The sequence below is a fragment of the Pseudomonas sp. ARP3 genome (assembly GCF_001029595.1).
GTDB classification, from domain to species: Bacteria; Pseudomonadota; Gammaproteobacteria; order Pseudomonadales; family Pseudomonadaceae; genus Aquipseudomonas; species Aquipseudomonas rhodesiae.
Window position 1 is genome coordinate 111,412 of record NZ_LEKF01000014.1, and the last position, 18,049, is coordinate 129,460.

The 18,049-nt window shown below is 60.5% G+C and carries 18 protein-coding genes; 10 read left to right on the top strand and 8 right to left on the bottom strand.

What is annotated here, in order from left to right; genetic code table 11:
* Positions 1–21: 21 nt before the first annotated feature.
* Genes znuB through zur form a run of 3 tightly spaced genes read right to left on the bottom strand, consistent with a single transcriptional unit; the run spans position 22 to position 2,070 of the window.
* Positions 22–810, bottom strand: coding sequence for a zinc ABC transporter permease subunit ZnuB (znuB, locus tag ABX75_RS17180; RefSeq protein WP_034101706.1), 789 nt, complete (start codon positions 808–810; stop codon positions 22–24).
* Positions 803–1,588 (bottom strand): zinc ABC transporter ATP-binding protein ZnuC, encoded by a 786-nt coding sequence (gene znuC / locus ABX75_RS17185; protein ID WP_047882319.1) that lies wholly within the window; start codon positions 1,586–1,588, stop codon positions 803–805. The genes znuB and znuC overlap by 8 nt, the downstream gene beginning before the upstream one ends.
* Positions 1,588–2,070 (bottom strand): zinc uptake transcriptional repressor Zur, encoded by a 483-nt coding sequence (gene zur, locus ABX75_RS17190; RefSeq protein WP_034101709.1) that lies wholly within the window; start codon positions 2,068–2,070, stop codon positions 1,588–1,590. The genes znuC and zur overlap by 1 nt, the downstream gene beginning before the upstream one ends.
* Positions 2,071–2,128: 58 nt before the next feature.
* Between zur and ABX75_RS17195 the strand changes: the two genes are divergently transcribed.
* Positions 2,129–3,058 carry a zinc ABC transporter substrate-binding protein gene (locus ABX75_RS17195; RefSeq protein ID WP_034111140.1) on the top strand — a complete coding sequence of 310 codons (930 nt, stop codon included), beginning with the start codon at positions 2,129–2,131 and terminating at the stop codon, positions 3,056–3,058.
* A 64-nt stretch (positions 3,059–3,122) separates the two neighbouring features.
* On the opposite strand, the gene ABX75_RS17200 is transcribed toward ABX75_RS17195, so the two are convergent.
* Both ABX75_RS17200 and ABX75_RS17205 read right to left on the bottom strand, forming a co-directional pair.
* On the bottom strand, positions 3,123–4,076 hold the full coding sequence (locus ABX75_RS17200; protein ID WP_047882320.1) for a homoserine kinase: 954 nt from the start codon (positions 4,074–4,076) through the stop codon (positions 3,123–3,125).
* Between the two features lie 56 nt (positions 4,077–4,132).
* Positions 4,133–4,423 (bottom strand): DUF2782 domain-containing protein, encoded by a 291-nt coding sequence (locus ABX75_RS17205; RefSeq protein WP_034101712.1) that lies wholly within the window; start codon positions 4,421–4,423, stop codon positions 4,133–4,135.
* 74 nt (positions 4,424–4,497) lie between these two features.
* Here ABX75_RS17205 and polA point away from each other — a divergent pair, with 74 nt between their 5' ends.
* On the top strand, positions 4,498–7,290 hold the full coding sequence (gene polA, locus ABX75_RS17210; RefSeq protein WP_034111143.1) for a DNA polymerase I: 2,793 nt from the start codon (positions 4,498–4,500) through the stop codon (positions 7,288–7,290).
* 269 nt (positions 7,291–7,559) lie between these two features.
* On the opposite strand, the gene yihA is transcribed toward polA, so the two are convergent.
* Positions 7,560–8,201 (bottom strand): ribosome biogenesis GTP-binding protein YihA/YsxC, encoded by a 642-nt coding sequence (gene yihA / locus ABX75_RS17215; RefSeq protein ID WP_003187369.1) that lies wholly within the window; start codon positions 8,199–8,201, stop codon positions 7,560–7,562.
* 192 nt (positions 8,202–8,393) lie between these two features.
* Between yihA and ABX75_RS17220 the strand changes: the two genes are divergently transcribed.
* From ABX75_RS17220 to ABX75_RS17245, 6 genes are all read left to right on the top strand, one after another.
* Entirely contained in the window at positions 8,394–8,696 is a 303-nt protein-coding gene (locus ABX75_RS17220; protein WP_034101715.1) for a cytochrome c5 family protein, read from the top strand.
* A gap of 33 nt (positions 8,697–8,729) precedes the next feature.
* Positions 8,730–9,341: a cytochrome c gene (locus ABX75_RS17225; RefSeq protein WP_034101716.1), complete on the top strand. Its 612-nt coding sequence runs from the start codon at positions 8,730–8,732 to the stop codon at positions 9,339–9,341.
* Between the two features lie 169 nt (positions 9,342–9,510).
* Positions 9,511–10,146: a thiol:disulfide interchange protein DsbA gene (gene dsbA / locus ABX75_RS17230; RefSeq protein ID WP_034136358.1), complete on the top strand. Its 636-nt coding sequence runs from the start codon at positions 9,511–9,513 to the stop codon at positions 10,144–10,146.
* 10 nt (positions 10,147–10,156) lie between these two features.
* On the top strand, positions 10,157–11,035 hold the full coding sequence (locus ABX75_RS17235) for an endonuclease/exonuclease/phosphatase family protein (RefSeq protein WP_034101720.1): 879 nt from the start codon (positions 10,157–10,159) through the stop codon (positions 11,033–11,035).
* Complete coding sequence (locus ABX75_RS17240) at positions 11,032–13,098, top strand: diguanylate cyclase (protein ID WP_047882321.1); 2,067 nt, start codon at positions 11,032–11,034, stop codon at positions 13,096–13,098. Before ABX75_RS17235 ends, ABX75_RS17240 begins: the two co-directional genes overlap by 4 nt.
* A gap of 89 nt (positions 13,099–13,187) precedes the next feature.
* Positions 13,188–13,964, top strand: coding sequence for an N-acetylmuramoyl-L-alanine amidase (locus tag ABX75_RS17245; protein ID WP_034101723.1), 777 nt, complete (start codon positions 13,188–13,190; stop codon positions 13,962–13,964).
* A gap of 3 nt (positions 13,965–13,967) precedes the next feature.
* Here ABX75_RS17245 and ABX75_RS17250 read toward each other — a convergent pair whose 3' ends face one another.
* Positions 13,968–15,755, bottom strand: a complete 1,788-nt coding sequence (locus ABX75_RS17250) for an ATP-binding protein (protein ID WP_034101724.1) — start codon at positions 15,753–15,755, stop codon at positions 13,968–13,970.
* Positions 15,756–15,765: 10 nt separating this feature from the next.
* Complete coding sequence (gene algB, locus ABX75_RS17255; RefSeq protein ID WP_034101725.1) at positions 15,766–17,112, bottom strand: sigma-54-dependent response regulator transcription factor AlgB; 1,347 nt, start codon at positions 17,110–17,112, stop codon at positions 15,766–15,768.
* 391 nt (positions 17,113–17,503) lie between these two features.
* Between algB and ABX75_RS17260 the strand changes: the two genes are divergently transcribed.
* Positions 17,504–17,803: a hypothetical protein gene (locus tag ABX75_RS17260; RefSeq protein WP_034101781.1), complete on the top strand. Its 300-nt coding sequence runs from the start codon at positions 17,504–17,506 to the stop codon at positions 17,801–17,803.
* Positions 17,804–17,884: 81 nt separating this feature from the next.
* Positions 17,885–18,049, top strand: coding sequence for a DUF1328 domain-containing protein (locus ABX75_RS28530; protein WP_003170804.1), 165 nt, complete (start codon positions 17,885–17,887; stop codon positions 18,047–18,049).

Below are 18,049 nucleotides of genomic sequence, written 5' to 3' on the forward strand. Positions count from 1 at the left end.
TTGCGCAAAAAGCGAGCAAGTCTACACCCCTCGACGGGGCAGGACAAAACTCAGCAGAAACAGGGCGGCGGCGGTGACCACGATCGACGGTCCGGCCGGCGTGTCCTTGAACCACGACAACGCCAGGCCCCCACACACCGCAAGCATCCCCAGCAGGCTGGCGCCAATCGCCATTTGCTCCGGTGAGCGGGCGTGACGCTGAGCGGCCGCGGCGGGGATGATCAGCAACGATGTGATCAACAATACGCCGACAATCTTCATCGCGACAGCAATCACCACCGCGATCAATAACATCAAGGCCATGCGCAGGGCGGGCACCGGCAAGCCTTCGACCCTGGCCAGTTCCTCATGCACGGTGATCGCCAGCAGCGGGCGCCACAGCGTCACCAGCAACACCAGCACCATCGCGCTGCCGCCGAGGATCCAGGCCAGGTCGGTGGGGCTGATTGCCAGCAGATCGCCGAACAGGTAAGCCATCAGGTCGATGCGCACTTCATGCATAAAGCTCAGCACCACCAGGCCCAGGGACAAGGTGCTCGGTGCCAGGATCCCCAGCAAGGTGTCGGAAGCCAGCGGCTGGCGCTGTTGCAGCGTCACCAGCAGCACGGCCAGCAGCAGGCAGCCGGCGGTCACGGCGATGGTCGGGCTCACATCCAACAGGAAGCCCATGGCTACGCCCAGCAGCGCGGCGTGTGACAAGGTGTCGCCGAAATAGGCCATGCGCCGCCAGACCACGAACGAGCCCAGAGGGCCCGCGACCAGTGCCAGAGCCAAGCCTGCCAGCAGGGCGTAGAGCAGAAAATCAGCCATGCTTGCAGCTATCTCCGTGAACGTGGGTATGGGGGACGCTCGGGTCGTCGACCACCGCGCCATGCAGGTCATGGGCGTGGTCATGATGGTGATGGTAAATCGCCAGGCTTTGCGCGTTTTTGCCGAACAACTCGACAAATGCCGGGTCGCCGCTGACTTGTTCCGGGTGGCCCGAGCAGCACACATGGCGGTTGAGGCATACCACTTGGTCGGTGGTGCTCATCACCAGATGCAGATCGTGAGACACCATCAGCACGCCACAGCCGTGGCGGTCGCGCAGGCGGGTGATCAGGCTATACAGTTCGGCCTGGCCGGCGACGTCGACGCCCTGCACGGGCTCGTCCAGCACCAGCAGCTCCGGTTCGCGCAGCAGTGCGCGGGCCAGCAGCACGCGTTGCATTTCGCCGCCGGAAATACTTTGTACCGGGCTGTCGATCACCTGTTCGGCGCCGACTTCCTTAAGTGCGGCTTGGGCGCGGGCGCGGTCCACGCCGGGCACCAGACGCAGGAAGCGCAATACGGACAGCGGCAGAGTTGGGTCCACATGCAGTTTCTGCGGCATATAGCCCACGCGTAGCTTGGGCTTGCGCCACACACTGCCGCTGTCGGGCTTGAGCAGGCCGAGCACGGCGCGCACCAGCGTGGTCTTGCCGGCACCGTTAGGGCCGATCAGTGTGACGATCTGCCCCTGCTCCACGCTGAGCGCGATGTTATCCAGCACGTTTTGCCCGGCGAACTTGACGCCGACCTGCTCCAGACGGATTAACGCGTTGCTCATCAAGCCCCCTGGCAACCCGAGCACAAACCGACCACTTCGACGGTTTGCCCTTCGACTTGGAAGCCAACGTCGGCGGCGCTGTGGATAATCGCATCGCTGATGCTTTTTTGTTCAAGCTCGATGGCCGCATGGCACACCCGGCAGATCAGGAACTGGCCCTGGTGCGCATGCTCCGGGTGGTTGCACCCGACAAACGCGTTGAGGGAGGCGATACGGTGGACCAGGCCGTTTTCCAGCAGGAAATCCAGCGCGCGATAAACCGTAGGCGGCGCGGCGCGGCGGCCGTCCTGCTCGCTGAGCACGCCGAGAATGTCGTAGGCGCCCAGTGGTTTGTGGCTCTGCCAGACCAATTCCAGCACGCGCCGCCGCAGCGCGGTCAGGCGCAGGCCTTGGCGTGCGCACAGCGCATCGGCCTCCGACAGCGCGCTGTGCACGCAGTGAGAGTGGTCGTGGGGACGGCTGGCAAGCGGTGTTATAGGCATGAGCGGCGACAGATATTTGATAGAGACGTTATTATGTTACCCGTTCCTACGCCATTGAGTGGTCATCGTGTCCCGACTTTTTCCCGTTTTTGTCGTATTTGTCACCAGTTTATTCATTGCCGGTGCCGCTCAGGCCGACGTCAAGGTGCTCACCAGCATCAAGCCGTTGCAGCTGATCGCCGCGGCGGTGCAGGACGGCGTGGCGGTTCCGGAAGTGCTGTTGCCGCCGGGCGCGTCGCCGCATAACTTCGCCTTGCGCCCATCCGACGTACGGCGTGTGCAGTCGGTCGACCTGCTGTATTGGATCGGGCCGGACATGGAAACCTTCCTGCCTCGCGTGCTCAAAAATCGTACAGCCACAACTGTGGCCGTGCAGGACCTGCCTGGCATGCAATTGCGCCGTTTCGCCGAAGATAGTCATTCCCACGCCGATGAAGCCGACGAACATGATCACGATCACCGTCCAGGCGGCTTGGATGCCCACTTGTGGCTATCGACAGTGAACGCCCGCGTGATTGCCGCGCGCATGGCCTCCGATCTCGCCAGCGCCGACCCTGCCAATGCCGCGCGTTATCAGAGCAACGCCAAGGCTTTCGCCGCACGCCTGGATGCGTTGGACGCGCGCTTGAAGACACGTCTGGCTGGCATCGGCGACAAGCCCTACTTCGTCTTTCACGAAGCCTTCGATTACTTCGAAGCTGCCTACGGCCTCAAGCATGCCGGCGTGTTCAGTGTTGCCGCTGAGGTACAGCCGGGGGCTCAGCACGTCGCGGCAATGCGTACGCGGTTGCAGGAAGTGGGCAAAACCTGTGTGTTCAGCGAACCGCCGCTGCGTCCGCGTTTAGCTGAAACCCTGGTGGCAGGGTTGCCGGTAAAACTGGCGGAATTGGATGCTTTGGGCGGTTACACCCCGGCGACCGCGCAAGGTTATGAGCAGGTGCTGGAAAAGTTGGGTAATGACCTGGCTGGGTGCCTGGAGTCGTTGTAAGTCTTAGTGCAGTTCAAATGCAGGAAGGGTTTGCCCCTTCCCGCATTGTTGACCGGATCGGCGCTTAGAGCGCGAATGGCAGGTTGACCGTGACCTGCTGACGCTGCGCTAGGCGATGTTCGAACTCGGCGGGATCGTGAATGAGAACATCCTGCCCGGCAAACGACTCGGCCGCGATCAAGCGCGAGAGCCAGAAGCGTACACACGCTACCCGCAGCATGGTCGGCCACAGTTCGGCTTCCTTGGCGGTAAATGGCCGCAGGCTCGCATAGGCGCCCAACAGTGCGCGAGCGCGGGGTGCGTCGATCACACCGTCGGCGTCCGAACACCAGTCGTTCAGGGCAATCGCCACGTCGTACAGCATCGGGCCCGAGCAGGCGTTGTAGAAGTCGATCAGGCCGGTCAGATGTGTGCCTTCGAACATCGCGTTGTCGCGGAACAGGTCCGCGTGCACGTTGGCCCGAGGCAAGGCGAGGATCTGAGCCTTATGGGCGGCGATTTCATCCAGCGCGCCTTGCAACAGGCGCTGTTGGGCATCGTTAAGATGTGAAATCAGTTGGTTGCCCTCACTGAGCATCCAGTCCAACCCGCGATCGGTCTTACGCTCCAGCACCTTGTCGCCCTGAGTCGCCAGATGCAGGTGACCGAGCAATTCGCCGACCTGGGCGCAGTGCTGGGCATTGGCATCTTTGATGTGCTTGCCGGCAAGACGCGGCTGCAACAGCGCCGGTTTGCCGGCCAGTTCGCGCAGGGCCACGCCATCGGTTGTACGCAGGGCGTATGGCACGGGCAGGTTGGCGTCGTGGAGTACGTCCAGCAGCTCGATGAAGAACGGCATTTCCTGCACCGGGCCGCGCTCAACCAGGGTCAGGACAAACTCGCCCTGCTCCAGGCTGATAAAGAAGTTGGTGTTTTCGCTACCAGCGGCAATCCCCTGGAAGTCAAGCAGGCGGCCGAGCCCATAAGGGGCAAGAAAGGTTTCCAGCTCGGGCCGAGCCAGGGGGGTAAACACAGACATGGTTAAAACTGCCAGTACGGGCGCCGCGGTGGGCGGCGCCAATTGAAGTTAAGAAGTCATTTCCATTCGAAGATCTTCCATGACGGGATCAGCATATCCGGCTGGTCGGAGCGGATGAAGTTCGCATCGGTTCCGTCTGCGCGCACCAGGAAATAGGGCGGGCCCTTCTTAGGGATCACCTTGATTGCGTACAGGAAGCCATTCTGACGATATTCCTGAATAGTCTTATCGCCTTCCGTGCGAATGGTAACTTGCGGGTCGCCCGAAGGCGCATCGTCTGCCGCCATGGCAGCCATCGGAGCGAGTGCGATCAAGCCGGTCAACAGCAGGCGATTGAATGTACGCATGATAACCTTGTCCCTTTGTTTTCATTGGTCCGGCTATTCTAGCGCCTGACCCGCCGAAAAGGTTGATCCTGCTCATGAGCCAAGCCCCCCTCGTCCTGGTGGACGGTTCGTCCTACCTGTACCGCGCCTTCCACGCGCTGCCACCGCTGACCACCTCCAAAGGCCTGCCGACCGGTGCGGTCAAAGGCGTCTTGAACATGCTCAAAAGCCTGCGCAAGCAGTACCCGGACAGCCCGTTCGCGGTGGTGTTCGACGCTAAGGGTGGGACTTTTCGCGATGACATGTACGCCGAATACAAGGCCAACCGCCCCAGCATGCCTGATGACATGCGCCTGCAGATCGAGCCGCTGCACCAGAGCGTGATCGCCTTGGGCTTCCCGTTGCTGTGCGTCGAAGGCGTCGAGGCCGACGACGTGATCGGCACCCTGGCGCGCAGCAGTGCGGCCGCTGACCGTCCGGTAGTGATCTCCACCGGTGATAAAGACATGGCGCAGTTGGTCGACGGGCACATTACCTTGGTCAACACCATGACCGGTAGCGCCTTGGACGTGGAGGGCGTAAAGGAGAAATTTGGCGTCGCTCCCGAGCAGATCATCGACTATCTGGCGTTGATGGGCGATTCGTCCGACAACATCCCCGGCGTACCGGGCATCGGCCCCAAGACTGCGTCCGGCCTGCTGGTGGGCGTCAATGGTGGCCTCAAAGAGCTTTATGAGCAGTTGGATATCGTGCCGACGCTGCCGATCCGTGGGGCCAAGAACCTGCCGGCCAAGTTGGAAGAACACAAGGAAATGGCGTTTCTTTCCTACCAATTGGCGACGATCAAGATCGATGTGCCGCTGGACGTGGGCTTGGATGACCTGCATCTGATCGAACCGGACCGTGAAAAACTGCTGGAGCTGTACACCCTGCTGGAGTTCAAGAGCTGGTACGACGAAGTGCAGCGTGAAACCAAACGCGTCGAACTGAAGGCGTCGACCGAAGCGGCCCCCGTCGCGGCGGTAGCGGAGGCAGTGGTCGTGGCCCCTGTTGAAGCGGTCTACACCACCATCTTGGATCAGGCCACGTTCGACGTCTGGCTGAAGAAGCTGGACGCTGCAACGTTGATCGCGTTCGACACGGAAACCACCGGGATCGACGCTCATCAGGCGCAATTGGTCGGCGTGTCCTTTGCTGTGCAGCCCCACGAAGCGGCCTACGTCCCCCTAGCCCATTCCTACATCGGCGTACCGCAGCAACTGGATCGCGACAGCGTATTGCTCGCCCTGAAACCGCTGCTGGAAGATCCGAACAAGCTCAAAGTCGGCCAGCACGCCAAGTTCGACATGAACATCCTGGCCAACTGTGCCATCGGCGGCGACCCCGCGCACGGCATCACGGTGCGCGGCATTGCATTCGACACCATGCTCGAATCCTACGTGCTCAATTCCACCGCGACCCGGCATGACATGGACAGCCTGGCGAAGAAATACCTGGACTACGACACTGTCAGCTTCCAAGACATCGCCGGCAAAGGCGCCAAGCAACTCACTTTCGACCAGATTCCACTGGAGCAGGCCGGCCCTTATGCGGCTGAAGATGCCGATGTGACGCTGCGTCTGCATCAGGCGCTGCATGCGCGACTGGCCGCCATCCCGAGCTTGGCCAGTGTGCTGACGGACATCGAAATGCCGTTGGTGCCGGTGTTGGCACGTATCGAGCGTCAGGGTGCCTTGGTGGATGCGCAGCTGCTGGGCGTCCAGAGCATCGAACTGGGCAACAAGATGGTGGAGCTGGAGCGACAAGCATTCGAGATCGCCGGTGAGGCGTTCAACCTGGGCTCGCCCAAACAACTAGGGGCGATTCTTTACGAAAAGCTCGGGCTTCCGGTACTGAAGAAAACCGGCAAAGGCCAGGCCTCCACCGCTGAAGAAGTGCTGGCCAAGCTGGCCGAAGATGACTACCCGTTGCCCAAAGTACTGATGCAGTACCGCAGCATGAGCAAGCTCAAAAGCACATACACCGACCGCCTGCCGGAGCAGATCAACCCGCGCACCGGGCGTATCCACACGTCTTATCACCAGGCAGTGGCGGCGACCGGTCGACTGTCGTCCAGTGACCCGAACCTGCAGAACATTCCGGTGCGTACCGCCGAGGGGCGGCGGATTCGCCAGGCGTTTGTCGCACCCAAGGGCTACAAGCTGCTGGCGGCGGACTATTCGCAGATCGAGCTGCGCATCATGGCGCACTTGTCCAAAGATGAAGGGCTGATGAATGCCTTCCGTCATAACCTGGATGTGCACACGGCCACGGCGGCCGAAGTGTTCAAGGTCGAGCTGGGGGCGGTCACGTCCGACCAGCGTCGCAGCGCCAAGGCGATTAACTTTGGTCTGATCTACGGCATGGGCGCGCAAAAGCTGGGTAAGGACATTGGTGTCGATACCAAGACGGCCAAGGCTTATATCGACGTCTACTTCGCCCGCTACCCGGGAGTGCGCGAGTATATGGAGCGCACTCGGGCCCAGGCGGCCGATCAAGGTTATGTCGAAACCTTCTTCGGGCGCCGGCTGTACCTGCCGGATATCAACTCCAATAAACCCCAAGAGCGCGCCGCGGCGGAACGCACCGCGATCAACGCGCCGATGCAAGGCACGGCGGCGGACATCATCAAGAAAGCCATGGTGCGGGTGGATAACTGGCTTACCGACTCGGGCCTGGACGCCAAGGTGATCCTGCAAGTGCACGACGAACTCGTACTGGAAGTGCGTGAAGACCTGGTTGCGCAAGTCAGCGAGAAGATCCGCGAGCATATGAGCGCCGCAGCCCAGCTGGATGTGCCGTTGCTGGTGGAAGTGGGCGTGGGTGATAACTGGGATGAAGCGCACTGATAACGGGCGCTTTGCCATCGCTAAGGGTGGTGGCATTGCGCTTTATGTCGGAAAGACCTGACAGTTATTTCCAATAGTTTTCGGGCAGTTCGGAACTTAACCTGTGAACTGCCACTCAGAGTTACTGAATGGGTGGTGAAGCCCTTCAATGCTCCTATGTTGTGTTAAGTGTTGGCAGATATCTGGACCCCGCCCTAGCGGTCCGGAACTTGAACCCCGAACTTCCCCTCCCCATAAGAAGTCCGGGGTTTTTTTTGCCCGCAGAAAAGTTACTCGGCGATTTCCGCGCCCTTGTCCGCCAATTCCATCCAGCCCGCTAGAACGGTGTAAGCCTCTTCCAAGCCCATGCGCTTAGGCGCGGAGAACAATTGGATGGTGATCGTATCGCCCCAACCCTTGCGGATTTCCGACTGCACTTTGAGCAACGTATTCTTGGCCGCGCCGTAGGTCAGCTTGTCGGCTTTGGTCAACAGGATGTGCATCGGCATGCCGCTGGCGACCGCCCAATCGAGCATCAGCAGGTCGAAGTCGGTCATTGGGTGGCGGATATCCATCATCAGGATCAAACCCTTCAAACTCTCCCGGCCACCCAGATAAGCCTCCAGGTGACGCTGCCAGTGCAGCTTCAACGGGATCGGTACTTTCGCATAACCGTAGCCTGGCAGGTCGACCAGACGCCGATCATCGTCTAGCTTGAAGAAATTGAGCAGTTGCGTGCGGCCCGGAGTTTTCGAGGTGCGCGCCAGGCTGGCGTGGGTGAGCGTGTTCAGGGCGCTGGATTTACCGGCATTGGAGCGGCCGGCGAAGGCGACTTCAAAGCCTTCGTCATCGGGGCATTGGTCAACTTTGGCGGCGCTGAGCATAAACGTGGACTGTTGGCACAGGCCGAGGATGGGATTCTTGAGTTGCATGAGATTTCCGATGTGGGCGGTGCCGAAAAAGGGTGCGGCAAGCGGTGTCGTTTCCGTTTCAGTGGCGCCAGTATATAATGCCGCAGATTTTGTGTGTGCTTTGTCCCAGCGAAGGATGAAGTTCACGGGAGCGATAGACCTTCATTGCGCATTAGAACGCAAAACGCTCTCAAACCCTGAAAAGGTCGATGTATGACCAGATGGTTGCTCGCTGTCGGTGTCCTGATTCCGCTTTACGGCGCTCAGGCTACACAGGAACCGGAAGCGCTGTACAACCGAGTTTGCGTGGCTTGCCATGCTGGCCAGTTGCCGAACGCCCCGAAGCGGGGTGATCAGGCAGCCTGGGCGCCGAGATTGGCGCAAGGTATGGACACGCTGGTACAGCACGTGAGCCAGGGTTTCAAGGCAATGCCGCCGCGTGGTTTGTGCATGGACTGCAGTACTGAGGATTACCAGGCCGTCATTGAATGGATGGTGAGTAAACCCGGTAGATAACTCTTAAACCCTTAGCCGTAGTTGGATTAGCTGATGAACAAACTGATCGTGAGTCTGCTGTTGACCCTGGGCATCACCGGTGTTGCCCATGCTGCAGGCGACGCTACTGCGGGCCAGGCGAAAGCCGCCGTGTGTGGTGCTTGCCACGGACCGGATGGCAACAGCCCGGCGCCGAACTTCCCCAAACTGGCCGGCCAGGGTGAGCGTTACCTGACCAAGCAGATGCAGGACATCAAGTCAGGCAAGCGCACGGTGCTGGAAATGACCGGCTTGCTGACCAACCTCAACGATCAGGATCTGGCGGACATCGCGGCGTATTTCGCCAGCCAGAAAGGCAGTGTGGGAGCTGCCGATCCGAAACTGGTAGCGCGTGGCCAGAAGCTGTTCCGTGGTGGTGACCTGGATAAAGGCCTGCCGGCTTGCACCGGTTGCCACTCGCCCAATGGCGCGGGTAATGCCGCCGCCGGTTTCCCACATCTGGGCGGCCAGCACGCTCAATACATCGCTAAGCAACTGACCGATTTCCGCAAGGAAGAAGCCGGTCGTGCCAACGATGGCGATGCGATGACCATGCGCACCATCGCCCGCAAGCTGAGCGACGAAGACATCGCGGCAGTGTCCAGCTATATCCAGGGCCTGCACTGATCGGCGCGGCGACGTTAACGCTCGATTAATCCCGCGATGCAAGCATAAAAAGGGTGGCCCTGGCCGCCCTTTTTTGTGGCCGCTGCCGTTACACTAACGAACTCATGCCTGCGTCGACCGGTCACAACTAAGGTCGCGTGAGGCGACTTTATTTGTCCAGGAGTAAAGCATGCGTAATCTGATCCTCAGCGCCGCTCTCGTCACTGCCAGCCTTTTCGGCATGACCGCTCAAGCTGCCGATGTGCCGCTTGAAGCCGGTAAGACCTACGTCGAATTGGCCAACCCAGTGCCCGTCTCGGTGCCGGGCAAGATCGAAGTGGTTGAGCTGTTCTGGTACGGCTGCCCGCATTGCTACGCTTTTGAACCGACCATCAACCCGTGGGTTGAGAAACTGCCTAAAGACGTGAATTTCAAACGCATCCCGGCCATGTTCGGCGGCCCTTGGGATGCCCACGGCCAACTGTTCCTGACCCTCGAAGCCATGGGTGTCGAGCACAAGGTCCACAACGCAGTGTTCAACGCGATTCAGAAAGAAGGCAAGCGCCTGACCAAGCCTGAAGACATGGCTGACTTTGTTGCTACCCAAGGTGTCGATAAGGATAAGTTCTTGGCCACCTTCAACTCCTTCGCTATCCAGGGCCAGATCAAACAGGCCAAGGAGCTGGCGCAGAAATACGGCGTGCAAGGCGTTCCGACCATGATCGTCAACGGCAAATACCGTTTCGACCTGGGTTCCACTGGTGGGCCTGAACAGACCCTCAACGTTGCTGACCAACTGATCGCCAAAGAGCGCGCAGCCAAGTAAGGGGCCTTTCATGCGCCGCTGGGGTACCGAACGTGTCGTTGGCCTGCATGATCCGCGGGTCAACGAAGATCACCTGGAATCCACTGGCCAGCTCGCGGACAGCCGTCTGCGCCTGCTCAGTTTCAATATTCAGGTTGGCATAAGTACCGAAAAGTATCGGCACTACCTCACCCGTGGTTGGCAGCACTTGCTGCCCCACAACGGGCGGGCCGGTAATCTGCAGAAGATCGGCGACCTGTTGAGCGATTTCGACCTGGTCGCGCTGCAGGAGGCCGATGGGGGTAGCATCCGTTCCGGTTACATCAATCAGGTGGAACACCTGGCCAGGCTCGGAGCGTTCCCCTACTGGTACCAGCAGCTCAATCGCAACCTCGGGCGCCTGGCGCAGCACAGCAATGGCGTGCTGAGTCGCTTGAAACCCACCGCTATCGAAGACCACCCGCTGCCAGGCCCTAAGGGCCGTGGTGCGATCCTCGTACGTTTCGGCGAAGGGCCGGAAGCGTTGGTGGTGGTTATGATGCACCTGGCGCTCGGGGGGCGTACGCGCAACCTGCAGTTGGCTTACGTGCGCGAAATGATCGGCAACTACAAGCATCAGGTGCTGATGGGTGATATGAACACCCATGCCAATGATCTGCTGCAAAACTCGCCGTTGCGCGACCTCGGGTTGCTGGCGCCGCAAGTCGAAGCGACGTTTCCCAGCTGGCGTCCGCAGCGCTGCCTCGACCATATCCTGCTCAGTCCCACCCTCACGCTGGAAAGTGTGCAGGTGCTTGCGCAGCCCATTTCCGATCACCTGCCGGTCGCGGTAGAGATTCGTCTGCCGGGTTCGCTCACGGCTGATGCATTGCCCGCGTTGAGCCCCGGCCCTCGCGGACCCCTTGCATGAGCGACGACGCCCAGCGCTGGAAAGAAAAATACCTGTTAAGCATCGAGCAACAAGACAAACTCGAACGCCGCTGGGCTGCGCGCCTCGACCTGCTGCGCCGTGGCCTCGTGCGCAGCACCTTGGCGGCTGAAGGCACCGACCGCGCGGTCGACCAGTGCATGAAGGAGATGCGCGACGTTGTCCGCACCGACGACATGGACGCCGCCCTCGCCGCGCTGCTGCCGCGTCTGGAAAAAGCCGTTTTGGATTCGGAGCAGCGCCGCGAAACCCGGGTTGAACAGATGAGCACCGCGCTGACGTCCCTGGTCACGCAGTTGCAGAAACTGCCGCTGCCACGCGAGGTGGCGCGACCGTTGAAAACCTTCGCTAAACAGTTGGATGGCCGTGTCGGCCAGGCCCGGGAAATTCCGCTATTGCTCAGCGAGCTGAGCGACTTGCAAGGGCAGGCGCTGACTAACCTGGACCCGGATGGTGAAACTCCACGTCCCGGAGCAGGGCTTTTACAGCGTTTGTTCGGAACCAAGGACACCCACGTAGAAGCACCTGCCAGTGAGCCGGCTCCCGGCCCCTCAGCTGCACCGGTTGCGACTAAATCCGCATCGGAAACCCCGCAGCCCGAGCAATCCGAAGAGCTGACCCAGGCTTTGCGCGCCTTCGCGCCACAACCCGAAGCCGCGGCGCCTCAACCCGCCACACCGATCCAGCCAGCCCAAATTGCCGTCGAGACCTTCGTCTACGAATCTCCGCCTCAAGCCGACGCAGTGGCCGAGCCGGTCAAAGCTGCGCTGGCCCGCACGGAACCCAAGGCGCCTGAGCTCGAACCGCAGGCGCAAGAGCCGGCCAACGAAAGCGCCCTCGCCGCCTTTATCGACGCACCGCAGCCCGACGTCATAGAGGCACCGGAGCAGACGGTAATTGGCAGTCTGTCGCTGCCGCCTGTGTTGGACGTGGAGGCGCTTGACCCCGACGCGATGCAATCGGACGGCCAATACGCTTTGCCGGACTCGCCCGAGCCGTCCTACAGCTCCGTGGCCAAGCACATCGAAGACACGCTTATCGGCTTGCTCGAAGAGCTGGACCTGCCCGAGCGTCATCGCCCTCAGGCTGAAGCGATGCGCGAGCGTCTGGCCCACGGTTTGAACTGGTATGAACTGCTACCGATCCTGGATGATCTGGCGGTACTGATGTTGGCGATCACCGACAGTGGCCATCTAGAATTCGAGGCTTATCTCAAGCAACTCAATGAGCGCCTCGAAGCCTTCCAGGGGCATCTGAAGGTGGCCAGTGACGGGCATGCCGACAGTAGCTCTGCCGCGCGTGAACTGGATACGCAGATCCGCGAGCAGGTCGATGGGCTGCAAACCAGCGTACAGGACGCCGCCGACCTGGACAGCCTCAAACAGGTGCTGGAGAGCCATCTTGAGGGCTTGCTCGGCACCATGGACGAGCATCGGCAACAACGCGATCTGCGCGAGCAGGAGGTTGCCGAGCGCCTCAAAGGCCTGGCCGAACGCGTCGCCAACATGGAGCAGGAAGCCCAGGGCTACCGTGAACACCTTGAAGTGCAGCGCCAGAAGGCCCTGATCGATCCATTGACCGGCCTGCCCAATCGTGCGGCCTGGAGCGAGCGCCTGGACTACGAAATCAATACCTGGCACCAGCGCGGCAACAGCCTGTCGCTGGCCATGCTGGACCTGGACCACTTCAAACGCATCAACGATGGTTACGGCCACCTGGCCGGCGATAAGGTGCTGAAGATCATCGCCAATGTGCTCAGCAAGCGCCTGCGGCCCACCGATTTCATCGCGCGTTTTGGCGGTGAAGAGTTTGTCTTGCTGATGCCCGATTCGACCCTCGCCGAGGCCTTGGCGGTGGGTGAAGGGCTGCGCGAGGCAATTCAAGCGTGTCCGTTTCACTTCAAAGGCGAACCGGTGACGATCACGGTGTCGATGGGCGTGGCGCAATTGCGCTCGGGTGAGCGCAGCGAACTGGCGCTCAAGCGCGCCGATGAAGCGTTGTATCGAGCCAAGGCGGCGGGGCGTAATCAAGTGCAGGCGGCGTAAAAGATGTTGCCTGTTTGTAATTAGGCCGCTCTGTTTCAGTCGGTACGTTACACTGTTGCATTGTCGTCTTCAGCGTACTGTCATCCGCCATGAAATCCATTTGTCTCGCCCTTGCGTTTCTCCTGCTTGCCGGCTGCGCCAGCGGCCCCCGCATCAACACCAGTCATCCCTCGGTCAACTACGACAATCGCGTGCAGTTTGTGATCGTTCATTACACCTCGGCCAACCTGGAACGCTCCCTGGCCTTGTTGACCCACGGCCAGGTCAGTAGCCATTACCTGATTGGCGATGACGCCTCGGCCACCATTTATAAATTGGTGGATGAAAGCCAGCGCGCCTGGCACGCAGGTGAGAGTGAATGGATGGGCCGCACATGGCTCAATTCAAGCTCCATCGGTATCGAGATTGTGAACCCGGGTTTCACGGACACCCCGACAGGCCGTCTGTGGTACCCGTATTCCGAGGCGCAGGTGAAGTCGTTGGTCGTGTTGCTTAAAGACATCAGCAAGCGCAACGGCATCGACCCGAAGAACATCATCGGCCACAGCGATATCGCGCCGTTACGCAAGTTGGACCCGGGGCCCTTGTTCCCCTGGAAGCGTTTGGCCGATGAAGGGTTGGGGGTTTGGCCGGATGCACAGGCTGTCGCGCGTTTTCAGGTGCAATACACCGCAGAGCTACCGAGCATCACTTGGTTCCAGGAGGAGTTGGCCCGATTGGGCTACCAGACGCCTCAAACCGGTGAGCTGGATGTCGCCACGCGTCATGTGCTCGCAGCGTTCCAGATGCACTTCAGGCCGTCGCGGTTCGATGGCACGCCGGATGCCGAAAGTGCCGCCATTCTGCGCGCCCTCAACCGGCGCTGACCGTCAGAGCGGCAGCGCCATGTAAAACTGGGTGCCCTGCCCCGGCCGCGAATACACCCCCATGCGGCCGCCGTGCAACTGCACGATCTCTTTGCACAACGCCAGCCCCAGACCGGCGCCGCCTTTCTTGCGGCCCACCTGCACAAAGGGCTCGAAGATGCGCCCTTGCTGCCCATAGGCAATCCCTTCGCCGTTGTCTTCGACGCTGATAATCACCCGCTCGCCATGGCGACGCGCTTGCAGGCGAATTTGCCCGCCATCGGCGGTATGGCGCAGTGCGTTGGCCAGCAGGTTGTCGAGTACCCGTTCCAATTGCGCCTGGTCTGCATATAAGCGTGGCAGGTCGGGCTGGGCTTCGATCAGCAGCTCGATTTGCTGCGCATTGGCCTGTTCTATAAAGCGCCCGCGGGCTTGCTCCAGCAGGTCGGGAATCTCACAGGGGCCGAGGGTCAGTTTCTGCAGGCCATTCTGGTAGCGCGAGAAGTTGAGCAAGTCATTGATCAGCTGCATCAGGCGCTGCATTTCCTCGTTAACGGTGTCCAGCAGGTCCGCTTCCCGGGACTCCGTGGGGAATTTCGCGCGTTCGCGGAACAGCCCGAACGCCATGTGCATGCCGGTTACCGGCGTGCGCAGTTCATGGGAGGCACGCAGCACGAATTCACTGCGCACGCGTTCGAAGGCGCGTTGCTCGGTCACGTCGTGCATCACCATCACCGCGCCGAGAATATGCCCTTGGGTGTGGCTGACTGGGGTCAGGCTGTAGGTCAGCAGGCGCAGTTCGCCGTCGACTTCCACCTCAAGGTCTTCCGGCGCGCGCTCCAGATTGCCGCCACGCAGCACCAAGTGCAGTTGTTCATCCAGCTCCGGGCGGCCCAGCGCTTCGCCCAGGCCTTGGCCGAGGCGTTCTTCATCCCAGCCCAATTGGCGTTGGGCAACCGGGTTCAGGTGCTCCAGACGCCCTTGGCGATCAATCATCAGCAAGCCGTCGTCGATGCTGTCGAGTACCGCCTGTAGCCGCTGCTGGCCGGCCAGTAGTTCGTCCACATTGGTGGCCTGATGCTGACGCAGCGCCTCGGCCATGATGCCGAAGCGCCGAGTCAGTAGGTTCATTTCCGCGGCTGACGAGATCGGCAGCGTGACCTCGAAATCGCCCTGGCCGATCTTGTCCGCGGCCTTGGCCAGCGCTTCGATCGGCCCGCCAAAACGCCGAGCGATACCGTGGGCAGTCACGAAGCCGATGATCAGCACCGCCAGGCCCACCAGCCCCATGAGACCGGCGATCAACAGCGCGCGGTCGCGGGATTTGCGTTCACTGGTGTTGATGGCTTCCAACGCGCGTTTGTGCTCGGCGATCAAGCCATTGCGCAGCACGTTGAATGTCTGGGTGAGTTTGTCGTTATTGCCGCTTACCAGCGATGCAGGTTGGGACTCGTCGAATGCCTTGAGGAAATTCAGGTAGTCGATGCGGGCCTGACTGAACCCACCGCCTGTGCCGTCCTGCCGCTCGTGGGCGATGCCCTCGTCCAGCAGTGCGAAATACTGTCGTTTGGAAGCGTCCAGGGCGTTCGGGTTGGGCCGCTCGTCGAGCATTAGGATCAACTGGTCGCCCAGGCTTTGGCGCAATTTCAGGCCAAGCTCCAAGGTGACGAAATTGCTGCGGATCAGCGACTCTTGGGTCTTGGCCATCTGCATGACGCTGACCAGGCCCAGGATCAATCCAAGCAGGGCGACGGTGATCAGCGCTGAGATACTCAAGAACAGCCGAGTCCGCAGCTTCATCGCTAACTTCATAAGGTACAGCTCACAGGTTGTACTGTTTTCGTTTGCGGTACAGCGTCGACGCGTCAATGCCGAGGGTGCGCGCCGCCTGATCTAGCGTGTCGCTGGTGGCCAGTACAGCACCGATGTGGGCTTTTTCCAGTTCGTCCAGGCTCAGCGCCGCACCGATGCGCGGGGCATTGTTGGTCGGTTGCTCGGCCATCCCCAGGTGGCTGATTTCAACCTTTTCCTGCGGGCAGATAATGCTTGCGCGCTCCACCACGTTACGCAGTTCACGGATATTACCCGGCCAACGGTAGTTGAGCAGGGCTTCCCGCGCCTGATCGCTGAAACCGCGCGCCGGACGGGCATACTCCTTGACGAAGCGCGCCAGGAAGCGGTCGGCCAGGGTCAGGATGTCCTCGCTGCGCTCGCGCAGCGGTGGCAGGTGCAGGGTGATGACATTCAGGCGGTACAGCAAGTCTTCCCGGAAGCGGCCGTCGCGCACCATGTCTTCCAGGTTCAGGTTAGTGGCGGCGAGGATACGTACGTCGGCGCGCCGGGTAACCGGGTCGCCCACGCGTTCGTATTCCTTATCCTGAATAAAGCGCAGCAATTTTGGTTGCAACGTGAGGGGAAAGTCGCCGATCTCGTCGAGGAACAGCGTGCCGCCGTCAGCCTGGTTGACCCGGCCCAAGGTGCTTTCGCTGGCGCCGGTAAAGGCGCCGCGGCTGTGGCCGAACAGTTCGCTTTCCATCAGTTCGGCGGTTAGCGACGGGCAGTTGATGGTCACGCAGGATTTTTTCGACCGCTTGCTCCAACCGTGGATGGCCCGCGCCAGTTCACCTTTACCGGTGCCGGACTCGCCCAGGATAAGGATGTTGGCATCTGTACCGGCCACTTGGCGCGCGGTTTCCAGCACCACCATCATCGACGGGCTATGGGAGTCGAGTCCGTCCTTGGGCTGGCGCACCGCGCCTTCCAGGGCTTCCAGACGTGCAGAAAGTTGGCGGACTTCCAGCTGCTTGGCGGTGGCCAGGCGCAGTTGGTCCGGGCTGCACGGTTTTACCAGATAGTCGGCGGCGCCGGCCTGGATCGCGTCCACGGCGGTGTCCACGGCCGAATGCGCGGTGACGATCACCACGCGCATCCACGGCGCCTGAATGCGCATCTGGGCCAGCACATCCAGGCCGTTATCTTCGCCCAGGCGCAGGTCCAGGAAGCACAGATCGAACACTTGGCGTTGCATCAGCGCGTCCGCTTGGGCAGCGCTGTTGGCGGTGGCGACGGTATAGCCTTCATCTTCCAGGCAATAACGGAAGGTGCGGAGGATCGCGGACTCGTCATCTACTAAAAGAATGCGGCCTTGAAGTTCCTTGGCTGATTCCATCTGTCCCGCGCTCCCTAACTGATAAATGATGGTGTTTAGTCCCGGAATAATCGGGCAAGTTGCATGGTTTATTCTGACCGACAAAACGAATCGTCGTGCAGGTATCTGCGCTTCTTCTCACAAAGGCCACAGCGAGTGGCCATTTCATGTCATTCGCTCAGTTGGGCAGCGCCCATGTCGTGATGTATCCCTTGACCCGACCGCTGGCCATCGTGCATTTCGCACGGCCCCTAGAGGCCCATCGTGCAGGATGCTGCCCCTATCATCGAGCAACTATCTATAACTTATTGATTTTATTGGGTTTTATTTTGTTAAAAACCTGGCATGCGCTCTGCAATACCTCTCCCAAGAGTGTCATGAACGAATAATCAGAATGCGGGAGTACAGCAGCATGACTCGCCAAACCCTCAGCCAATTGCGTGTATCGCCACTGCATGTGCAGCAAGGTTTGTTTGCCAGCCTGGCCTTGATGGTCACGTTGATTGCAGGCCAGCAGATTCAACATTGGCAGGAGAGTCAGCAGCAAGCCCAAGTGTTTGAGCGTCCGGCCATGACCCAGACCCATTTCAGTTCGATGCAGAGCCGTCCCGCCGCCAGCGCTGTTGGCGATGTGAGCGTCAAGCAATTGCGAGTAGCTGACCAGAATTCAACGCTGGATCAGCTGCCAGCTCAGGAACGTTGGGTGTTCTAGGCAAGAAAAGCGGTCGTCCGCACTGGGCGTCCGTACGGCATGACCGCTGTACCCTCTAATAGAAGCGTAAGGAGAATCACCATGTTGAGTTGGGCAATCACATTTCTGATCATCGCCATTGTTGCTGCAGTCCTGGGCTTCGGTGGTATCGCAGGCACCGCAACCGGTATCGCCAAGATCCTGTTTGTCGTCTTCCTGGTGATGTTCATTGCTTCGTTCTTCTTTGGTCGTCGCGGCCGAGGCTGA

What these genes read in the sequence shown, in the direction of transcription:
- ABX75_RS17225 (WP_034101716.1), top strand. Translation starts at nt 8,730, where the DNA reads ATGAACAAACTGATCGTGAGTCTGCTGTTGACCCTGGGCATCACCGGT.
- znuC (WP_047882319.1), bottom strand. Translation starts at nt 1,588, where the DNA reads ATGAGCAACGCGTTAATCCGTCTGGAGCAGGTCGGCGTCAAGTTCGCC.
- polA (WP_034111143.1), top strand. Translation starts at nt 4,498, where the DNA reads ATGAGCCAAGCCCCCCTCGTCCTGGTGGACGGTTCGTCCTACCTGTAC.
- ABX75_RS17250 (WP_034101724.1), bottom strand. Translation starts at nt 15,755, where the DNA reads ATGAAGTTAGCGATGAAGCTGCGGACTCGGCTGTTCTTGAGTATCTCA.
- dsbA (WP_034136358.1), top strand. Translation starts at nt 9,511, where the DNA reads ATGCGTAATCTGATCCTCAGCGCCGCTCTCGTCACTGCCAGCCTTTTC.
- znuB (WP_034101706.1), bottom strand. Translation starts at nt 810, where the DNA reads ATGGCTGATTTTCTGCTCTACGCCCTGCTGGCAGGCTTGGCTCTGGCA.
- ABX75_RS17205 (WP_034101712.1), bottom strand. Translation starts at nt 4,423, where the DNA reads ATGCGTACATTCAATCGCCTGCTGTTGACCGGCTTGATCGCACTCGCT.
- yihA (WP_003187369.1), bottom strand. Translation starts at nt 8,201, where the DNA reads ATGCAACTCAAGAATCCCATCCTCGGCCTGTGCCAACAGTCCACGTTT.
- algB (WP_034101725.1), bottom strand. Translation starts at nt 17,112, where the DNA reads ATGGAATCAGCCAAGGAACTTCAAGGCCGCATTCTTTTAGTAGATGAC.
- ABX75_RS17200 (WP_047882320.1), bottom strand. Translation starts at nt 4,076, where the DNA reads ATGTCTGTGTTTACCCCCCTGGCTCGGCCCGAGCTGGAAACCTTTCTT.
- ABX75_RS17260 (WP_034101781.1), top strand. Translation starts at nt 17,504, where the DNA reads ATGACTCGCCAAACCCTCAGCCAATTGCGTGTATCGCCACTGCATGTG.
- ABX75_RS17220 (WP_034101715.1), top strand. Translation starts at nt 8,394, where the DNA reads ATGACCAGATGGTTGCTCGCTGTCGGTGTCCTGATTCCGCTTTACGGC.
- ABX75_RS17245 (WP_034101723.1), top strand. Translation starts at nt 13,188, where the DNA reads ATGAAATCCATTTGTCTCGCCCTTGCGTTTCTCCTGCTTGCCGGCTGC.
- ABX75_RS28530 (WP_003170804.1), top strand. Translation starts at nt 17,885, where the DNA reads ATGTTGAGTTGGGCAATCACATTTCTGATCATCGCCATTGTTGCTGCA.
- ABX75_RS17240 (WP_047882321.1), top strand. Translation starts at nt 11,032, where the DNA reads ATGAGCGACGACGCCCAGCGCTGGAAAGAAAAATACCTGTTAAGCATC.
- ABX75_RS17235 (WP_034101720.1), top strand. Translation starts at nt 10,157, where the DNA reads ATGCGCCGCTGGGGTACCGAACGTGTCGTTGGCCTGCATGATCCGCGG.
- zur (WP_034101709.1), bottom strand. Translation starts at nt 2,070, where the DNA reads ATGCCTATAACACCGCTTGCCAGCCGTCCCCACGACCACTCTCACTGC.